General features: G+C 42.6%; 14 protein-coding genes. 10 read left to right on the forward strand and 4 right to left on the reverse strand.

Annotated elements, in window-relative coordinates:
* Nucleotides 1-52: 52 nt before the first annotated feature.
* Nucleotides 53-925 (reverse strand): LysR family transcriptional regulator, encoded by an 873-nt coding sequence (locus tag A6A20_RS06955; RefSeq protein ID WP_279572760.1) that lies wholly within the window; start codon nucleotides 923-925, stop codon nucleotides 53-55.
* Between the two features lie 106 nt (nucleotides 926-1,031).
* On the opposite strand from A6A20_RS06955, the gene A6A20_RS06960 reads away from it, so the two are divergent.
* Nucleotides 1,032-1,928, forward strand: a complete 897-nt coding sequence (locus tag A6A20_RS06960; protein ID WP_279572761.1) for an oxidoreductase — start codon at nucleotides 1,032-1,034, stop codon at nucleotides 1,926-1,928.
* 54 nt (nucleotides 1,929-1,982) lie between these two features.
* On the opposite strand, the gene A6A20_RS06965 is transcribed toward A6A20_RS06960, so the two are convergent.
* Entirely contained in the window at nucleotides 1,983-2,924 is a 942-nt protein-coding gene (locus A6A20_RS06965; RefSeq protein ID WP_279572762.1) for an alpha/beta hydrolase, read from the reverse strand.
* A 79-nt stretch (nucleotides 2,925-3,003) separates the two neighbouring features.
* Complete coding sequence (locus tag A6A20_RS06970; protein ID WP_279572763.1) at nucleotides 3,004-3,312, reverse strand: ArsR/SmtB family transcription factor; 309 nt, start codon at nucleotides 3,310-3,312, stop codon at nucleotides 3,004-3,006.
* 174 nt (nucleotides 3,313-3,486) lie between these two features.
* On the opposite strand from A6A20_RS06970, the gene A6A20_RS06975 reads away from it, so the two are divergent.
* Nucleotides 3,487-4,134 carry a LysE family translocator gene (locus tag A6A20_RS06975; protein WP_279572764.1) on the forward strand — a complete coding sequence of 216 codons (648 nt, stop codon included), beginning with the start codon at nucleotides 3,487-3,489 and terminating at the stop codon, nucleotides 4,132-4,134.
* On the opposite strand, the gene A6A20_RS06980 is transcribed toward A6A20_RS06975, so the two are convergent.
* Nucleotides 4,131-5,054, reverse strand: a complete 924-nt coding sequence (locus A6A20_RS06980; RefSeq protein ID WP_279572765.1) for a LysR family transcriptional regulator — start codon at nucleotides 5,052-5,054, stop codon at nucleotides 4,131-4,133. The two genes, A6A20_RS06975 and A6A20_RS06980, sit on opposite strands and share 4 nt — an antisense overlap.
* A 103-nt stretch (nucleotides 5,055-5,157) precedes the next feature.
* On the opposite strand from A6A20_RS06980, the gene A6A20_RS06985 reads away from it, so the two are divergent.
* The 8 genes from A6A20_RS06985 to A6A20_RS07020 all read left to right on the forward strand — a co-directional run bounded on the left by A6A20_RS06985 (nucleotide 5,158) and on the right by A6A20_RS07020 (nucleotide 20,050).
* A complete protein-coding gene (locus A6A20_RS06985; RefSeq protein WP_279572766.1) occupies nucleotides 5,158-5,709 on the forward strand; it encodes an NAD(P)H-dependent oxidoreductase in 552 nt (183 codons plus the stop codon).
* Nucleotides 5,710-5,724: 15 nt separating this feature from the next.
* The gene (locus A6A20_RS06990) at nucleotides 5,725-6,021 is read left to right on the forward strand and encodes a YciI family protein (protein ID WP_279572767.1); all 297 of its coding nucleotides are present in this window, start codon (nucleotides 5,725-5,727) and stop codon (nucleotides 6,019-6,021) included.
* A gap of 47 nt (nucleotides 6,022-6,068) precedes the next feature.
* Nucleotides 6,069-6,806 carry an SDR family oxidoreductase gene (locus tag A6A20_RS06995; RefSeq protein WP_279572768.1) on the forward strand — a complete coding sequence of 246 codons (738 nt, stop codon included), beginning with the start codon at nucleotides 6,069-6,071 and terminating at the stop codon, nucleotides 6,804-6,806.
* A 237-nt stretch (nucleotides 6,807-7,043) separates the two neighbouring features.
* Nucleotides 7,044-7,514 (forward strand): ester cyclase, encoded by a 471-nt coding sequence (locus tag A6A20_RS07000; RefSeq protein ID WP_279572769.1) that lies wholly within the window; start codon nucleotides 7,044-7,046, stop codon nucleotides 7,512-7,514.
* 10 nt (nucleotides 7,515-7,524) lie between these two features.
* On the forward strand, nucleotides 7,525-8,475 hold the full coding sequence (locus A6A20_RS07005; RefSeq protein ID WP_279573764.1) for an NAD(P)H-dependent flavin oxidoreductase: 951 nt from the start codon (nucleotides 7,525-7,527) through the stop codon (nucleotides 8,473-8,475).
* Nucleotide 8,476: 1 nt separating this feature from the next.
* Nucleotides 8,477-9,346 (forward strand): arginase family protein, encoded by an 870-nt coding sequence (locus A6A20_RS07010; RefSeq protein WP_279572770.1) that lies wholly within the window; start codon nucleotides 8,477-8,479, stop codon nucleotides 9,344-9,346.
* Nucleotides 9,347-9,825: 479 nt separating this feature from the next.
* A complete protein-coding gene (locus A6A20_RS07015) occupies nucleotides 9,826-10,353 on the forward strand; it encodes a hypothetical protein (protein ID WP_279572771.1) in 528 nt (175 codons plus the stop codon).
* The gene (locus A6A20_RS07020; protein ID WP_279572772.1) at nucleotides 10,325-20,050 is read left to right on the forward strand and encodes an Ig-like domain-containing protein; all 9,726 of its coding nucleotides are present in this window, start codon (nucleotides 10,325-10,327) and stop codon (nucleotides 20,048-20,050) included. The genes A6A20_RS07015 and A6A20_RS07020 overlap by 29 nt, the downstream gene beginning before the upstream one ends.
* Nucleotides 20,051-20,156: the final 106 nt, after the last annotated feature.

The raw sequence follows: 20,156 nt of genomic DNA on the forward strand, positions 1-20,156 counted from the left end.
ATGCCTATTAGATCAAACCTCTAGAGGTATATCTAGAGGTTTGTCGGTAGCCTTAAATCTCCGCCATTTTCTGTTTTAAAAACTGTATCATACTGCGTACTATTGGGGCGTTGCCGCGATTTTTATAATAGAGCAGATAAAGGGGGACGCGCGGCATTTGCCAATCGCTTAATAGCCTTTGCCAATGGGGCTGAATAAGGGCAGGATTACAAGGCAACATGGCTACGCCTTGTGCTTGTTCTACCAGTTGAGCGACTAGTTGAAATGAGCCTGAACGTATGCGATACAGGGGTTCAATCTGGATTTTCTGTTGGTTTTTCTCAAAATGCCAATGGCTAATTTCGCTTTTGCCCAGTAATTGATGCAGGTATAAATCGTGCGGTTGCAAAAGAGCAGGGCGGTGGGCGAGGTAATCGGGGTGGGCGTAAATGCCAGTATTTATCTCTCGCAGTTTGTGAGCAACCACTTGTTCGCTATCAATGGTTCTGACCCGTAGGGCAATATCTACCCCATCTTGAATCATATGAATGCGTTGATTGTTGACCTCAATATCCAGATTGACCGCAGGATAAAGGCTAAGATATTCCGGTAACAAAGGGGCAAGCACCGCATGGGCAATGTCATTGCTGACCGATAAGCGCAATAAGCCTTGCGGTTGTTGCGATTGGCTTTGCACGCTATCAATGGCAAGTTGCGCATTTTGTAGCATGATTTGGGCTTGCTGGAAAAACTGCGAGCCAAGTTCATTGAGCATAATGCCTTTTTTGCCTCTTTCCATTAAGCAAATGCCGAGCGATTGCTCTAGCTGGGTTAATCGCCGACTTAAACGTGATTTAGGAATATTCAGCAAAATTTCCGCTTGGCTTAGGCTACCTGCTTGCACCACGCCCACAAATAGGCGTATATCATTTAAATCAACATTCATTATCTTGTTCCATTTTTGCAACGTAAGTTTGCATTATTGTCTCTATGCACTATTTTTGCAACAACTATAATGTAAAGCTTCATTAATCAAATCAAAGGAATAAAATATGAAACTGTTACAACCTTTTACCCCAAGCCTTTATACCCAAGAACAAATCCAACATTGGCAAAGCGTTACCCAAGCGGTACACCAACAAGGCGGTTTAATCTTTGCTCAACTTTGGCATACAGGGCGGGTTGCCCATTCCATTGATCGCGCAGGGCAGTTGCCTGTCGCCCCATCGCCGATTGCCATTCAAAGCATGCAACATTTTACTTCACAAGGGTTACAACACTTTGAACCCCCATGCGAACTTACCCTTGAGGAAATTCAACAAACCATTGCCGATTATGCGCAAGCCGCCAAAAACGCCCTTGCCGCAGGCTTTGACGGCGTGCAACTTCACGCCGCTAACGGCTATTTGCCCCAACAGTTTTTTGCCGATAGCAGCAACCAACGGCAAGACCAATACGGCGGTAGTCTCGCCAACAAAGCACGCTTTACCCTAGACGTGATGCAAGCCTTAATTGAAGCGGTAGGTGGCGAACGTGTTGGTATCAAAATCAGCCCTTTACACCCTTACGCCGACATTGCTTTTGATGACCCCATTGCCAGTTACGACTACTTAATTAGCCAACTGAACCAACTGGATTTTGCCTTTGTGGAACTGATGAAACGTGTGCCTATGTTTCCGTTGTTACCCCACTATCCACAACAAGACGAAATAGCATTATTTGGCAGCAAAATCCGTCAAACCTTAATCGCAGGCACAGGCTACAACCGCGACAGTGGCGAACAAGAACTCAATAAAGGCATCGCCAATCTGATTGCTTACGGGACAACTTTCCTTGCCAACCCCGATTTACCAACACGCTTTGCCCAAAACGCACCACTCAACACCGCCGACCGCAACACAATGTTTGGCGGTGGCGAACAGGGCTATTTAGATTACCCAACCCTATAAAGTGCGGTGGGTTTTGGGGAAGTTTTTCAGGCTGCATCAGGCAGCCTGAAAAGACTAACCAAGCTGTTGCTGAATAAATTGATGAATGGCATCATTCAACGTTTGTAAAGCCGTAGCCTCAATAGGGTAATGCCCACCATCAGGTAATAGCACCGTTTTAACAGGCACTTGCGTGATTTTCCCTAAGGTAAGCTCACTTAATGCTAAAGGTGTCCAATGGTCTTGTGTCGGTTGCGTTAATAAAATCGGACATTGGCTAAACTGTTCAGGTTCAATGGCAGGGCAATAATTCATATAACTTTGCAAAAACCCCATAGAAACCCAATTTCCCGCCGAAGTCGGATCTTTAAGCATTACACGCAAAACTTGCGGATTATTCACTAATGCCGACATTTTGGATACCCATTTCATCGGAACACGCCATTTTGCCAGTCCCATTTGGCAAGCTATTCCCATAGCAGGCACACCTATTTTTCCCATTAGTGGCGAAATCGCCGTTGTTTGACGGACTTGAGGCAAGCGTTGATCTAAAAAAGTCATACCAATAATGCCCTTGACTTTAGCTTGTTTACAAGCTACATGGTAGGTTTGCATACCACCAGCACTCAATCCATAGAGAAAAATAGGGCGAGGATCGCGGCGTGCTTCTTCTTCAATATAATCACAAACCAATTGCACCCAATCATCATAACGTACCGCACCACGATCAGCGGTTTCCGTTAGCCCATAAGTAGGCATATCCAGCATAATGGTTTCATAGCCATAACTTGCCTGTTTTGCCCCTACAATCAAACTGATTTGGCGCCCATTCGTGCCAACACCATGCAAACAAATCAGTTTGGCTACTGCCTGCGGATTGCGAAAACAATCAAGATGAATACGGTGTTTTCCCCATTGCCACCATTGTTCCTGTGGGAGCTGATCTGAGGATAAATGATAATCGCGCGGTAAGGCTTGCATAATGGCTTGCCAGTTAGGTTGTTGCTGATAAAACATAAATTTTTCTCCTGTTACATAATAAGTTTAAACATTTAAACCTATTTGATTAAAAATAATCCCTAAAACTTAGGGCGTATTAGCGACTTCGCTGATCTTGTTCAATGGATTGCACTAAGGCTTTTAACCGCATTAATGCCAGCTCAATATGCAAAGCATAATAACGTTCTTTTTGTACTTTTCTAACGGTAACTAATTGTTCAGTCAGGAGTAATTTTAAATGATGCGATACCGCTGGACGCGATAAAGGCAAATACTCAGTGATTTGGTTGACCGTCATTTCACCATAATCAAATAATAACATTAAAATTTTTTGCCGATTTTCATCTTGCAACAAGCTAAACAAGGGTATGCAATCTTGTAGCAAAGACATTGTACGTTGGCTCATATTGACTTCCTTTAAGTAAGGTTAATAGGTTTAAGAGTTTAAACTTATAAAATTATTAAGTCAAGAGAAAAGTGCGGTCAGTTTTTGTTATATTTTTTACATTTGTCTTTAACTTATTGATATAAAATTATTTTTGACAATCAAAGTGGGAGGGGATAGGCTGGTGGTAGTTTGATGAAAGAGAAAAATAAGGGGGAGGCGATGGATTATGTGTTCTTACTGATTTATACGCTGGCAATATTATTGTTTTTAAGCACCTCTGCCCCTGTTAGATTGGTGTTTTCTGTCCGTGTGAAATATGGCGTGTGGGCAGGGCTAAAAACCATAATGGGGGCGATTGTTGGTGCGTTAATGTTGATTATTTTGTCTTTTATCCTTATGAGGTTGGTCTTTGCCATCAGTGAATGGGGGTTCACTGTGTTGACTTTATTGAGCAGTGGTTATTTGTTGTATTTTTCATTGATTGTTTTAAAAGATAAGGTTGATGGACAAGGGCAAATAGCGCAGGTGTCGCATGGCTATTTTCGTGGTGGCTTGATGATTAGTATCGCCTATTTGAAGAATATCGTCTTTTTTATGGGCTTTTTGCTGTTATTGCTAGAGATTGCTTGGGGATTTCCTTTGTTTCTGGTGATTTGGCTATTGCTGTTACTGATGTTGAATGGCTTGATTTTGTTGCTGTATGCTGTTGCTTTTAGCGCTTGCCCTTACCCCAAAAGGGTGAATATCCTCAATGGGGTATCAGGCGTGGTGCTATTGGTGTTGATGCTTTATACCTTATTTCATCGCATTTTGTGGTTATTTCGTTACTTTTATCATTAGCCGATTAGGGCGTATTCTTGGCTCAATTTCTCCAATAAAAACTCGGCAACGGCTTTCACTCTCGGGGCAAGTAAGGCGCGGTGGGGGTATTGTAATACCAGTTCATAAGGTTCGCTGTGATGATAGTCCTTGAGTAAGGGCTGCAATTTGCCTTGCGCAATCAGGGGGTGGGCGAGGTAATTGGGCAGTTGGGCGATGCCTAAGCCTTGCAGGGTGGCGTCTGCTAGTGCTTCAATATCGGTCATCACAAGGCTAGGTTGGCTTAATTCCAGTGGGGCAAGGCTGCCGTCTGCTTGGCGAAAATACCAAGGCACGAGCTTGCCATGACTAAAACGGCGGGCAATAAGGTGATGTTGTGCCAGCGCGTTAGGGTGATGAGGCGTGCCTTTTTGTTGCAAATAGATTGGGCTTGCCACAATGCTTTGGCGCATGATGGCGATTTTGCGCGAAATAAGCGTTGAGTCTTGAATATTGCCGCCACGAATCACTAAATCAAAGCCCTCTTGTACAAAATCAATCACACGGTTATCAAAATCCAATTCTAATTGAATCTGCGGATAACGCTGCTGCAATTCGCTTAAATGAGGGACGACATAGAGCCTGCCAATGCTGGGCGGTAAGGAGAGCTTGACTTTGCCTTGTGGGGCAACATTGGCTTGGCGTAGGTTTTCGCTGGCTTGTGCCAATAATTCCACCGCAATTTTGGCTTGTTCGGCAAATTGCTTGCCCTCGTTGGTCAGGCTTAGGCTGCGCGTGGTGCGGTTAAACAGGCGTACCCCTAAGGATTTTTCTAAGGTAGAGACGTTTTTACTTACCGCCGCAGGGGTTAAGCCTAACACTTCCGCCGCTTGGGTAAAACTGCCCGATTGACTGGCTTGAATAAAGGAAATAATGGTGCGAAGTTCGTCAGTTTTTTGCATATTTTAAATCTTTGGTTGAAACAATTTGTCTAATTATGGGATTTATTATCTCTAATCGCAAGAATAAAATGCTTTTCATCGTCAATAACAAAAGGAAAAAGCAATGAAAAACATTTTAATTATTTCAGGACACCCAGATTTAGAACAGTCTGTCGCCAATCGTACCATTTTGGCAGAAGTGGCACAGGCATTACCGCAGGCAGAAATTCGTTATTTGGATCGCTTGTATCCTGATTATCAAATTGATGTGGCGCAGGAGCAACAAGCCTTATTAAATGCCGATGTGATTGTGTGGCAATTTCCCTTTTCTTGGTATTCCCTGCCGGGGTTAATGAAATTATGGCTCGATCAGGTGTTTTTGCATGGTTTTGCCCATGGTTCACAAGGTAAATTAGCGGGCAAAAAACTGATTTTATCCTTTACCACAGGCGCACCAGCGGAAGTGTATCAAGTCAATGGGGCATTTAAACATTCTGTTGAGGACTACTTAACCCCATTTGAAACCACCGCATTATTGTGTGGCTTGGATTTGCAAACGCCGATTTATACCAATGGCGTGAGTTATATTGGGCGAGATGACCAAGTGGGCTTGGCGCACCAACAGCAACAAGCCAAACAGCACGCTGAGCGTTTATTAACAATGTTAAATCAATAAGATAAGGCGTAAATGATGTTTTTAATCAATATTACCGTAAAAGCCCAGATGAGCAAACAGCAACAACAAGCCTTATTGCCTTCCCATGTGGCGTGGATACAAAAATACATTGAACAAGGGGTATTGGTGCTGGCTGGGCCTTATACCGACACGCTTCAACCTTCAGGCTTGGTGATTGCCAATGTGGCTAACCGAGCGGAATTGGAAAAGGTTTTGGCGGAGGACAGTTTCTATCCTGATTTGGCGGATTATCAAATTAATGAATTTAACTTAAAGTTTGTTACGCCGATTTCCTCGTTGAAAACGGCATAACAGAATGATGAATTGAACAAACATATTGATTTTATAAGGAAAAAACAATGAACAATATTGAAAATAAAGTGGTGTTAATTACAGGAGCATCTTCAGGTTTGGGGGAGGAAACTGCGCGTCATTTGGTGCAACAAGGGGCGAAAGTGATTTTAGTGGCGCGCCGTTTGGCGCGTTTGCAACAATTAGCGCAACAGTTGGGCATCAGTGAACAACATTGTGTGCAAGCTGACGTGGCGGATTTGGCACAAATGCAAGCAGCGGCACAACGTGCTTTGGAGTTATACGGCAGAATTGATGTGTTGCTCAATAATGCTGGGGTGATGCCTTTGTCCTTATTGCAAGAGTTAAAAGTGGACGAGTGGAATCAGATTATTGATATTAATATTCGTGGTGTTTTGCATGGCATTGCAGCGGTGTTGCCAACCATGCAACAGCAACAAAGCGGACAAATTATCAATGTGTCTTCGGTGGCAGGTCATGTGTGGGGACCGATGTGTGCGGTGTATTCCGCCAGTAAAGCGGCGGTGCGTGCCATTAGCGAAAGCCTACGCAAAGAAGTGAAGCCCTACAATATCCGCACAACCATACTAAGCCCCGGCGCAGTCGCCAGCGAGTTAAAACATGGCTCAAGTTCCGCTATGGCAAGTCAGGCAATGGAGCATTTTTACAGTCAAAATGAAATTCCTGCGGATAGCTTTGCCCGTTGTGTAGCATTTGCCATTAGCCAACCTGAAGAAGTGGACATTAATGAAATTATCTTCCGCCCAACAAGGCAGGAAGTGTAGAAGTGCAGTGGGTTTTGGGGAAGTTTTTTAGGCTGTCATTAAGAAGCAGCCTGAATTTTTTATTGACTTGTCAAAGTGCGGTCGGTTTTGAAAAAATTTTCCGCTTCTCCCTTTGTTGTTGCTTTTACATTATCCATATTTATGAATAGTGAAATCAGTTTTAGCGCCTTCTAAACATTATTATGTTTAATTATAATCCTTGTTATTCAATCAATGAAGTTAAACAAAGGATTAAAAATGAACACAGTAGAACAAAATAAAGCCATTGTGCGTAAATTAATTGAGCAAGCCTTTCCGCAAGGGGATTTGGCTTATATGCGACAAGTGGTAGCCAAAGAGGCGGTAACCCATCGTGCGGGATTTGCCGCTTTGTATCGGGCAACTGGGGCGAGTATTCCGCCAAAGGGCAATTTGTTGCAATGGGTGGAGCAGGGCTGGTCGCAACTGCAACAGGCATTGGGCGAGCAAACTGTTGAGGTGTATGAAGTGATTGGCGAGGGCAATCAAGTGATGATTCGCTTCCATATGACTGCTTTGCATAAAGGCGAGTTTGCTGGGGCAAAAGCCACGCACCGCCGTGTGGAATGGGACGAGATTGCTAGTATTCGTTTTGGCGATGACGGCAAAATCAGCGATTTATGGTTTATGTGTGAAGAAATGCGTTTGGCGAGCGAGATTGGTTATGTGTTAAGTCATCAAGAAGGATAAAACCGTGAAAATGATCAATCCCATTTGCCAAATACTCGGTATTCAATATCCCATTATTCAAGCGCCGATGAATTGGCTAACGGACGCGCGATTTGTAGCGGCGGTGGCGGAGGCAGGCGGTTTGGGGGTGTTAGGACCCAATGCAGGCGATAAAGATCCGGCGTTGGATTCCGCTGGCCAGTTACGCCGAGAAATTCGCCGTATTCATCAGTTGACGCAAAAGCCCACAGGGCTAAATATTTATTCCCCTGCCGCTGAAGATAAAGCAAATTTGGACTATGCGTTACGCAATATTGGGCTTGCCTTTGAGGAAGGTATGCGGATTTTTGCTTTAGTGGGCGAGCCGAATGAGGCATTATTTTCCGCAATTAAAGCCCAGCAAGGGCGGATTATTTTTCGTGCTTTGACCCCAACGGTGGCAAATGCGCAACAAGCGGAGCAAATGGGGGCGGATATTTTGGTTGCCACTGGCATTGATGAGGGCGGTTGGATTCCGCGCAATCAAATTGGCACGTTTTCTATTGTGCCAACTATTGTGGATAGCGTGCGTATCCCAGTGCTTGCCGCTGGTGGAATTAACGATATTCGTGGCGTGCGCGCGGCGTTTGCTTTGGGGGCAAGCGGTGTCTATGTAGGCACAGGCTTTTTGACTACCATTGAAAGCCCAACAGCAGAGAATGTTAAACAATTAATTATTCAAAGTCGTGCGGAGGCGTTGCAGTTTGTTACCCCTATTCAACGCTCAATCCCAACCCCTTTTGCCAAACAGCTCGCTCAACGTTATCAACAAGGCGAGGACGAGGCAAGTCTTACGGCGGAAACAGAATTACGCTGGGCAATGCGTGAGGGCAAACTTGATAAAGGGATTATTTCCGTCAATACCGCGATTGATTTAATCAAACAAAAACAAAGTGTTGCCGATGTTATTCATCAACTTATGGCAGATTTTAAACAGGAGTAACATGAAAAATTTAAGACTCACTTTTCCCCAATGGCAAGGGGCAGGGCAAGAAGTTGTGCAACAGCTAGTAACCGAATTACCCATTGAGCAATCACGACAAGGCTATATGCTCGGTTCGCAACTCTTGGACTTTCTTGCCCCCAAAACTCAAAGCGTTACACGACAAGTGGCGGTATCTAAGCAGTGGGAAACCCCTGAACAACAAGGGATTTTGGCGTATTCTGCTATTTATCAGCAGCTACAAAATGCGTGGGCGATTTTGCAACAGGAACAGCCAGAACGTGTCATCACCTTAGGGGGCGATTGCGCGGTCAGCGTAGCCCCATTTGCCTATTTGGCGGATAAATATGCCGATGATGTGGCGATTATTTGGATTGACGCCCACCCTGATTTGAATTTACCCTATGACCCTTATCGGGGTTTCCACGCTATGGCATTGGCACAAATTGGCGGTTTTGGCGATGCCAATATCACCGCCACTTTACCTCAACACAAAATTAAACTAGAAAATGCCTTGATTGTGGGCTTGCGAGAATTTTCCAACCCAGCGGAACAACGGCGACAAGATTGGGGCATTGCCTCTATCTCTAGCCAAGCGGCAAATCAAAGCTCAACCCCAATCCTGCAATGGCTGAAACAAACAGGCAAAAGCAAGGTGTTAATTCATCTGGATCTTGATGTGCTTGACCCCAATGAACTAAAAATCGCTGTCGGCACTGACCCTAATGGTATGACTTTATCAGCGGTTAGCCGAGTGATTAACGATATTGCAAAGCAAAGCGATATTGTGGGGTTCACCATCGCCGAACCCATGCCAAGAGAGATGATTAAACTCAAAGGATTGCTCAATAGCTTGCCTTGTTGGGGGTAGTGCGGTCTGTTTTGCGAAAATTTTCAGGCAGCCTTTGATAAAAGGGACTGCCTGAAATTTTTTGTTAAGGGAGAAATATTTTTCAAAGGAGTTGATTTATAGTCGTCCCATTTAAAATAATGTAGCGTTGGTATGCTTTGTCTTATTTTGAATTGAAAAGACTCTAGTTTGCGTATGCTTACAAATTAATTGTATTTCATTGACACAACCATTGTTTATATATAAGATTTATGGCCATTTTAATTGTGTATATAATTAAAATTATTTTTTCTAAGTGTAAAATAACTTATTAAACAGATTTTAGTTTTATATAGCACGACAATTTACTTATAGCTTTTATTTCTAGATGAGTTTGTGGAAAATATTGAAGTTATTTATTTCAATGTAAAACATTATACAGTTTAGAGTAGGAGTTATATTTAGAGTTGCCTAAATTTTATAAGAATGAAGGCAGGTAATTATTTATTAGGAGAAATCTTATGTCAACGACAATTAAGTTATTGAATGCCAAATCAGAGATTGCCAGCTACAAAGTAAGCAAAGGTGAATCATTAATACTTGAAGGGCAAAGTAAGGTAAATTATCAATTAATTGATGATGCTACAGGTAAAGGTCCAGAAAAAATTATTGCTAAACGAGATGGCAATGATTTACAAATTATGCTAGACAAAGATAGCAAATTACCAGAGATTGTTATCAAAAATTATTATGAAGGGGATAACCCAGAAGAATCAAACAGCAATAGTATGGTAATTGGTGAGGCTAATAATGGTCTTATTTATTCTTATGTACCAGAGTCAAATAAAGATCAAGACGCTGTTGCAATGTTAGATAATCAAGAATCAGCAATTCAAATTCTTGGCGGTGAAGAATTAAAAGCTGGTGTTTTTTGGGATTATAGTCCGTGGTGGTTATTAGGCTTAGGTTTATTAGGTGCAGGAATTGCTTTTGTCGCAGGTGGCAAAGGAGATAATAATAGTGGCGCTACCCCCCCCCTCACAGGATAATATACCGCCAGAAGCCCCTACCGCAGTAGTAATCACTAAAGATGCAACAACTCAAATTGTAAGTGGTACAGCCGAAGCTGATAGTACAGTTACAATTATTCTTCCAAATGGTAATAGTCTAACCGCAACCGTAGATGAAAACGGTAATTACAGCGTTGAAATTCCAAAACAAGATCACAATACAAAAATTGAAGTTACTGCAAAAGACAAAGCAGGCAATAAATCTGAATCTACTGATGTAATCATTGATGCTCAAGCTCCAACGTCTCCAAGCGTCAAAGCTCAAAATGACGGTTCTATTACAGTAACACCGCCATCCGATGATGATGTCAAAACAGTTACTGTAGAATACACCGATGAGCAAGAGCAAGCTCAAACGGTGGTTGCAACTAAAGATGAAAATGGTAAATGGTCTGTTCCTGAAGGTTCGGCTGTTCAAGTTGATGCGGATTCTGGTGTAATTACTGTGCCTGCAACCGCAGTAAAAGATGGTTCAGAGGTAACGGCTAAAGCGGAAGACAATAGCGGTAATGAATCCGTTGCTAATGATTCTTCTAAAGCCACTGCGGGCAATAACTCTGAATCAGCTAGCGAAGAAGATACCACTGCACCATCTGCACCAACAGTGAAAGCCAATGATGACGGTTCTATTACAGTAACACCGCCATCCGATGATGATGTTAAAACAGTTACTGTGGAATACACCGATGAGCAAGAGCAAGCTCAAACGGTGGTTGCAACTAAAGATGAAAATGGTAAATGGTCTGTTCCTGAAGGTTCGGCTGTTCAAGTTGATGCGGATTCTGGTGTAATTACTGTGCCTGCAACCGCAGTGAAAGATGGCTCAGAGGTAACGGCTAAAGCGAAAGACAACAGCGGTAATGAATCCGTTGCTAATGATTCTTCTAAAGCCACTGCGGGCAATAACTCTGAATCAGCTAGCGAAGAAGATACCACTGCACCATCTGCACCAACAGTGAAAGCCAATGATGACGGTTCTATTACAGTAACACCGCCATCCGATGATGATGTTAAAACAGTTACTGTGGAATACACCGATGAGCAAGAGCAAGCTCAAACGGTGGTTGCAACTAAAGATGAAAATGGTAAATGGTCTGTTCCTGAAGGTTCGGCTGTTCAAGTTGATGCGGATTCTGGTGTAATTACTGTGCCTGCAACCGCAGTGAAAGATGGTTCAGAGGTAACGGCTAAAGCGAAAGACAATAGCGGTAATGAATCCGTTGCTAATGATTCTTCTAAAGCCACTGCGGGCAATAACTCTGAATCAGCTAGCGAAGAAGATACCACTGCACCATCTGCACCAACAGTGAAAGCCAATGATGACGGTTCTATTACAGTAACACCGCCATCCGATGATGATGTTAAAACAGTTACTGTGGAATACACCGATGAGCAAGAGCAAGCTCAAACGGTGGTTGCAACTAAAGATGAAAATGGTAAATGGTCTGTTCCTGAAGGTTCGGCTGTTCAAGTTGATGCGGATTCTGGTGTAATTACTGTGCCTGCAACCGCAGTGAAAGATGGTTCAGAGGTAACGGCTAAAGCGGAAGACAATAGCGGTAATGAATCCGTTGCTAATGATTCTTCTAAAGCCACTGCGGGCAATAACTCTGAATCAGCTAGCGAAGAAGATACCACTGCACCATCTGCACCAACAGTGAAAGCCAATGATGACGGTTCTATTACAGTAACACCGCCATCCGATGATGATGTCAAAACGGTTACTGTGGAATACACCGATGAGCAAGATCAAACTCAAACGGTGGTTGCAACTAAAGATGAAAATGGTAAATGGTCTGTTCCTGAAGGTTCGGCTGTTCAAGTTGATGCGGATTCTGGTGTAATTACTGTGCCTGCAACCGCAGTGAAAGATGGCTCAGAGGTAACGGCTAAAGCGAAAGACAACAGCGGTAATGAATCCGTTGCTAATGATTCTTCTAAAGCCACTGCGGGCAATAACTCTGAGTCAGCTAGCGAAGAAGATACCACTGCACCATCTGCACCAACAGTGAAAGCCAATGATGACGGTTCTATTACAGTAACACCGCCATCCGATGATGATGTCAAAACGGTTACTGTGGAATACACCGATGAGCAAGATCAAACTCAAACGGTGGTTGCAACTAAAGATGAAAATGGTAAATGGTCTGTTCCTGAAGGTTCGGCTGTTCAAGTTGATGCGGATTCTGGTGTAATTACTGTGCCTGCAACCGCAGTAAAAGATGGTTCAGAGGTAACGGCTAAAGCGGAAGACAATAGCGGTAATGAATCCGTTGCTAATGATTCTTCTAAAGCCACTGCGGGCAATAACTCTGAATCAGCTAGCGAAGAAGATACCACTGCACCATCTGCACCAACAGTGAAAGCCAATGATGACGGTTCTATTACAGTAACACCGCCATCCGATGATGATGTTAAAACAGTTACTGTGGAATACACCGATGAGCAAGAGCAAGCTCAAACGGTGGTTGCAACTAAAGATGAAAATGGTAAATGGTCTGTTCCTGAAGGTTCGGCTGTTCAAGTTGATGCGGATTCTGGTGTAATTACTGTGCCTGCAACCGCAGTGAAAGATGGTTCAGAGGTAACGGCTAAAGCGGAAGACAATAGCGGTAATGAATCCGTTGCTAATGATTCTTCTAAAGCCACTGCGGGCAATAACCCAGAAACAGCAGGTCAAACAGATACGACAGCACCTTCAGCGCCAACTGCAGAAGTCGTTGCAAAAGATAATGATAACAGCAAACAAGTTGTTCAGGGTAAAGCGGAAGCAGATAGTACAGTTACTGTAACTTTACCAGATAACAGCACCGTAACTGCGACAGCTGATACAAATGGCGATTACAGTGTTGAGATCCCAAAACAAGAAGATGAAGCGGAAATCAAAGTTACTGCGACAGATAAAGCTGGTAATGAATCTGCAGAAACTTCTGCTAAAGTGGATTCAAAAGCACCTTCAGCGCCAACTGCAGAAGTCGTTGCAAAAGATAATGATGACAGCAAACAAGTTGTTCAGGGCAAAGCGGAAGCAGATAGTACAGTTACTGTAACTTTACCAGATAACAGCACCATAACTGCGACAGCTGATACAAATGGCGATTACAGTGTTGAGATCCCAAAACAAGAAGATGAAGCGGAAATCAAAGTTACTGCGACAGATAAAGCTGGTAATGAATCTGAAAAAACTTCTGCTAAAGTGGATTCAAAAGCACCAGATGCGCCAACTGCAGAAGTCGTTGCAAAAGATAATGATAACAGCAAACAAGTTGTTCAGGGCAAAGCGGAAACAGATAGTACAGTTACTGTAACTTTACCAGATAACAGCACCGTAACTGCGACAGCTGATACAAATGGCGATTACAGTGTTGAGATCCCAAAACAAGAAGATGAAGCAGAAATCAAAGTTACTGCGACAGATAAAGCTGGTAATGAATCTGCAGAAACTTCTGCTAAAGTGGATTCAAAAGCACCAGATGCGCCAACTGCAGAAGTCGTTGCAAAAGATAATGATGACAGCAAACAAGTTGTTCAGGGCAAAGCGGAAGCAGATAGTACAGTTACTGTAACTTTACCAGATAACAGCACCGTAACTGCGACAGCTGATACAAATGGCGATTACAGTGTTGAGATCCCAAAACAAGAAGATGAAGCGGAAATCAAAGTTACTGCGACAGATAAAGCTGGTAATGAATCTGCAGAAACTTCTGCTAAAGTGGATTCAAAAGCACCTTCAGCGCCAACTGCAGAAGTCGTTGCAAAAGATAATGATGACAGCAAACAAGTTGTTCAGGGCAAAGCGGAAGCAGATAGTACAGTTACTGTAACTTTACCAGATAACAGCACCATAACTGCGACAGCTGATACAAATGGCGATTACAGTGTTGAGATCCCAAAACAAGAAGATGAAGCGGAAATCAAAGTTACTGCGACAGATAAAGCTGGTAATGAATCTGCAGAAACTTCTGCTAAAGTGGATTCAAAAGCACCTTCAGCGCCAACTGCAGAAGTCGTTGCAAAAGATAATGATGACAGCAAACAAGTTGTTCAGGGCAAAGCGGAAGCAGATAGTACAGTTACTGTAACTTTACCAGATAACAGCACCATAACTGCGACAGCTGATACAAATGGCGATTACAGTGTTGAGATCCCAAAACAAGAAGATGAAGCGGAAATCAAAGTTACTGCGACAGATAAAGCTGGTAATGAATCTGCAGAAACTTCTGCTAAAGTGGATTCAAAAGCACCTTCAGCGCCAACTGCAGAAGTCGTTGCAAAAGATAATGATGACAGCAAACAAGTTGTTCAGGGCAAAGCGGAAGCAGATAGTACAGTTACTGTAACTTTACCAGATAACAGCACCATAACTGCGACAGCTGATACAAATGGCGATTACAGTGTTGAGATCCCAAAACAAGAAGATGAAGCGGAAATCAAAGTTACTGCGACAGATAAAGCTGGTAATGAATCTGAAAAAACTTCTGCTAAAGTGGATTCAAAAGCACCAGATGCGCCAACTGCAGAAGTCGTTGCAAAAGATAATGATAACAGCAAACAAGTTGTTCAGGGCAAAGCGGAAACAGATAGTACAGTTACTGTAACTTTACCAGATAACAGCACCGTAACTGCGACAGCTGATACAAATGGCGATTACAGTGTTGAGATCCCAAAACAAGAAGATGAAGCAGAAATCAAAGTTACTGCGACAGATAAAGCTGGTAATGAATCTGCAGAAACTTCTGCTAAAGTGGATTCAAAAGCACCAGATGCGCCAACTGCAGAAGTCGTTGCAAAAGATAATGATGACAGCAAACAAGTTGTTCAGGGTAAAGCGGAAGCAGATAGTACAGTTACTGTAACTTTACCAGATAACAGCACCGTAACTGCGACAGCTGATACAAATGGCGATTACAGTGTTGAGATCCCAAAACAAGAAGATGAAGCGGAAATCAAAGTTACTGCGACAGATAAAGCTGGTAATGAATCTGCAGAAACTTCTGCTAAAGTGGATTCAAAAGCACCTTCAGCGCCAACTGCAGAAGTCGTTGCAAAAGATAATGATGACAGCAAACAAGTTGTTCAGGGCAAAGCGGAAGCAGATAGTACAGTTACTGTAACTTTACCAGATAACAGCACCATAACTGCGACAGCTGATACAAATGGCGATTACAGTGTTGAGATCCCAAAACAAGAAGATGAAGCGGAAATCAAAGTTACTGCGACAGATAAAGCTGGTAATGAATCTGCAGAAACTTCTGCTAAAGTGGATTCAAAAGCACCTTCAGCGCCAACTGCAGAAGTCGTTGCAAAAGATAATGATGACAGCAAACAAGTTGTTCAGGGCAAAGCGGAAGCAGATAGTACAGTTACTGTAACTTTACCAGATAACAGCACCATAACTGCGACAGCTGATACAAATGGCGATTACAGTGTTGAGATCCCAAAACAAGAAGATGAAGCGGAAATCAAAGTTACTGCGACAGATAAAGCTGGTAATGAATCTGCAGAAACTTCTGCTAAAGTGGATTCAAAAGCACCTTCAGCGCCAACTGCAGAAGTCGTTGCAAAAGATAATGATGACAGCAAACAAGTTGTTCAGGGCAAAGCGGAAGCAGATAGTACAGTTACTGTAACTTTACCAGATAACAGCACCATAACTGCGACAGCTGATACAAATGGCGATTACAGTGTTGAGATCCCAAAACAAGAAGATGAAGCGGAAATCAAAGTTACTGCGACAGATAAAGCTGGTAATGAATCTGAAAAAACTTCTGCTAAAGTGGATTCAAAAGCACCAGATGCGCCAACTGCAGAAGTCGTTGCAAAAGATAATGATAACAGCAAACAAGTTGTTCAGGGCAAAGCGGAAACAGATAGTACAGTTACTGTAACTTTACCAGATAACAGCACCGTAACTGCGACAGCTGATACAAATGGCGATTACAGTGTTGAGATCCCAAAACAAGAAGATGAAGCAGAAATCAAAGTTACTGCGACAGATAAAGCTGGTAATGAATCTGCAGAAACTTCTGCTAAAGTGGATTCAAAAGCACCAGATGCGCCAACTGCAGAAGTCGTTGCAAAAGATAATGATGACAGCAAACAAGTTGTTCAGGGCAAAGCGGAAGCAGATAGTACAGTTACTGTAACTTTACCAGATAACAGCACCGTAACTGCGACAGCTGATACAAATGGCGATTACAGTGTTGAGATCCCAAAACAAGAAGATGAAGCAGAAATCAAAGTTACTGCGACAGATAAAGCTGGTAATGAATCTGCAGAAACTTCTGCTAAAGTGGATTCAAAAGCACCTTCAGCGCCAACTGCAGAAGTCGTTGCAAAAGATAATGATGACAGCAAACAAGTTGTTCAGGGTAAAGCGGAAGCAGATAGTACAGTTACTGTAACTTTACCAGATAACAGCACCGTAACTGCGACAGCTGATACAAATGGCGATTACAGTGTTGAGATCCCAAAACAAGAAGATGAAGCGGAAATCAAAGTTACTGCGACAGATAAAGCTGGTAATGAATCTGCAGAAACTTCTGCTAAAGTGGATTCAAAAGCACCAGATGCGCCAACTGCAGAAGTCGTTGCAAAAGATAATGATGACAGCAAACAAGTTGTTCAGGGCAAAGCGGAAGCAGATAGTACAGTTACTGTAACTTTACCAGATAACAGCACCGTAACTGCGATAGCTGATACAAATGGCGATTACAGTGTTGAGATCCCAAAACAAGAAGATGGAGCTGAAGTCGAAGTTACTGCGACAGATAAAGCTGGTAATACATCTCAGCCGACTGAAGTAACTGTTGATGCTCAAGCTCCAGCATCACCAAGCATTGATGCTAAAAATGATGGTTCTGTAACTGTAACCCCTCCATCAGATGCTGATGTTAAAACTATTACAGTGGAATACACTGATGAGCAAGAGCAAAATCAAAAACAAACTGTGGTTGCAACTAAAGATGAAAATGGTAAATGGTCTGTTCCAGAAGGCTCTGCTGTTCAAGTTGATGCTAATTCTGGTGTAATTACCGTTCCTGCAACAGCAGTAAAAGATGGCTCAGAGGTAACTGCTAAAGCGGAAGACAATAGCGGTAATACTTCAAAGCCAGAAACGAAAAATGCAGGTAGTAACCCTGTAGTTCTTGGTGATCCAAATCTTGATGCTCAAAATGATGGTTCCGTAGTGATTACACCTCCTACAGCAGGAGAAGCTCAATCAGTAGAAGTGAAATATACCGATGAAGCAGGTAATCCGCAGACTGTTACAGCAACGAAAGGTGAAGATAGCAATTGGACCATTACTCAACCAACTGATGGTTCTACTGTAACTATTGATCCGAACACAGGAGCAATCAGATTACCATCAGGTGCGGTACAGGATAACTCAACGGTAACTGCTACAGCAAAAGATGCTAAGGAAGCAACGAAAACTGGAAATACTACAGCAAAAGCTGATTCTGATACAGAAGCACCAGCGAAACCAACGGCTAACTTAGTAATTGCTGACGATGATACGCAAAGTGTTGTGGGGCAAGCTGAACCGAATAGTAAGATTACTATTACCTTACCAGACGGCACCACAGTAACTACTACCACAAATACAGAAGGTAATTATAGTACCAACATTCCAACTCAAGAGAATGGAGCGAAATTATCCGTAACGGCCACAGATGAAGCGAATAATAAATCTGAACCAGAAGATGTTGTGGTTAACTCTGCATTAACGGTAACTCTTAACTTTGTTAGTTTAGAGGATACTGGTTATGATAATAATACCGCGACAGGTCAAGCTTATTTAGCAGCAATAGGGCATTCAGATGAAAGCTTATCAGATAAGGTAACCAAAGATAATGCCTTTGATCTAAATGGTGTAGCCAATAAAGCTGGGGCTGAGGTCAAATATCAAATTAGTATAGATGGCGGTAAAACATGGAATGAGGCTACTCAACAGCATTCTAACGTGCCAGATGGGACTTATCAGTTCCGTGCCGTTGCCACTAAAGGCACTGAAACTGCTTATTCAGAAGCTGTTACTGTTACGGTTGATAACACCAGACCAGAGATTATTATGGAAATGCCACCAAAAGAGAATGGTAAATTATTCTTAGGCGTTGCTAATCCGAACGCTTATGAAGCAGGTTCTCTGTTAGTCGTGAAATATACCGATGCTAATGGTGTACAAAAAACTTCAAATATAAAACGAGGTGATTCTGACTGGTTCTTTGTAGAGGGCTCAGATCTATTCCCGGGTGTGGTAAATAAAGAAACGGGTGGTTTTATGTTTAATGTGGGTACCTTAAAACCGGGAACCAAAGTGGAAGCGACATTATACAATGTAAATGGTGATTCAACCTCTAGAAGTATTGTAGCTCCGCAAATCGTTGTATCGCAAATTACTAGACCGTTTGATAAAACAACAGTGAATGGAGCTAGGTTGATTAATAATACCTCTGCAATACCAACCAGCGATGAAGATGATGTTATCTTCTTCCAAAGTAACTTTAATGGTGGAAGATTAGATACTGGTGCTGGAAATGACTATGTGGTTATTGGTACAGGTACAAGCCGAGACGGCGGTGTGCAAGGGCGCTCATCTATTAATATGGGCGATGGTAATGACACCCTATTAATCCATGACCGTATTCGTGATAAATCTGTTGTGAGTATGGGAAGCGGTAGCAATATACTAGAAGTAGGTGGTATCCATGATGGTTCCACAGTGATATTTGGCAATGAAAACGACACCCTCTCTTTCATTGCAACAAATAATAATTGGAATAAACATAAAATGGACTGGGCTGGCGATCGCCGTCAGGTTACTGTAAATTCTGATGCTGGTGATGGTACAGAACAAGTAGTTAGTCTGAATGTCAACTATGTAGATTTAGGCGATGGTAATAACCTAGTTACCACCCTTGAAGGTAATGGTTATCGTTTTGTACAAGGGCGTATTGATTCAGGTAGTGGTAATGACTGGTTTGATTTGCGTAACTCTATGGTTCGAGACAATGATGCTATGACCTTTAATACCGGTGCAGGTGATGATACCTTTATCCTTGGTGGTATGATCGTTAACAGTGTTATCAGATTAGGTGATGGTAATGACATTTACTCCATGGGTTATGATAAAAATTACAATTCAAACCTAGCTGGTAACTCTAGTGAAATGGGAACATTTAACAATGGTCGAGTATACCTAGGCAAAGGCGATGATACCGTATACCTCACTAGTGATAACCACTTTACGGGGGGAAGCATTGATCTTGGAGAAGGTGACGATCACTTTATTATCCAAGGTGGTTCAAAATGGACTAACGGCGCCATCACTGGTGGTAGCGGTATTGATACTGTAATCATTCAAGATGTTACAGAGGTTACCCTACAAAATGGTATGAGTGGTTTTGAGAAAATTCAATTAACCCAGCCGTACAATGTAGTAACCTTGAATGATAGCGTAATTAGAAATAATGCTAGCTCAACCTTTAACCTAGATGATGGTAGCACCGCTAACTTAATTATCGAAGGTAACGCTGGTTCTCTGAAATTTGGTAGTGCATCAGTGAAAGCAACCAAATCAACGAATACCGTAACCTATGAGAATAATGAGTACTATACTTATACCTTAGATTCAACGAAGATCTTGGTAGACACTGATATTACTGTTCTCTAACATGAGATAATTCAGCTTAGACTGACTCAAGACAAATCCGCCCTGAACAATTTGTTTGGGGTAGATTTTTTTATAACCATTTTCCTTTTAAATTGAACGACTATAT

This window comes from Volucribacter amazonae (genome assembly GCF_029783845.1).
In the GTDB taxonomy this organism is placed as follows: Bacteria; Pseudomonadota; Gammaproteobacteria; order Enterobacterales; family Pasteurellaceae; genus Volucribacter; species Volucribacter amazonae.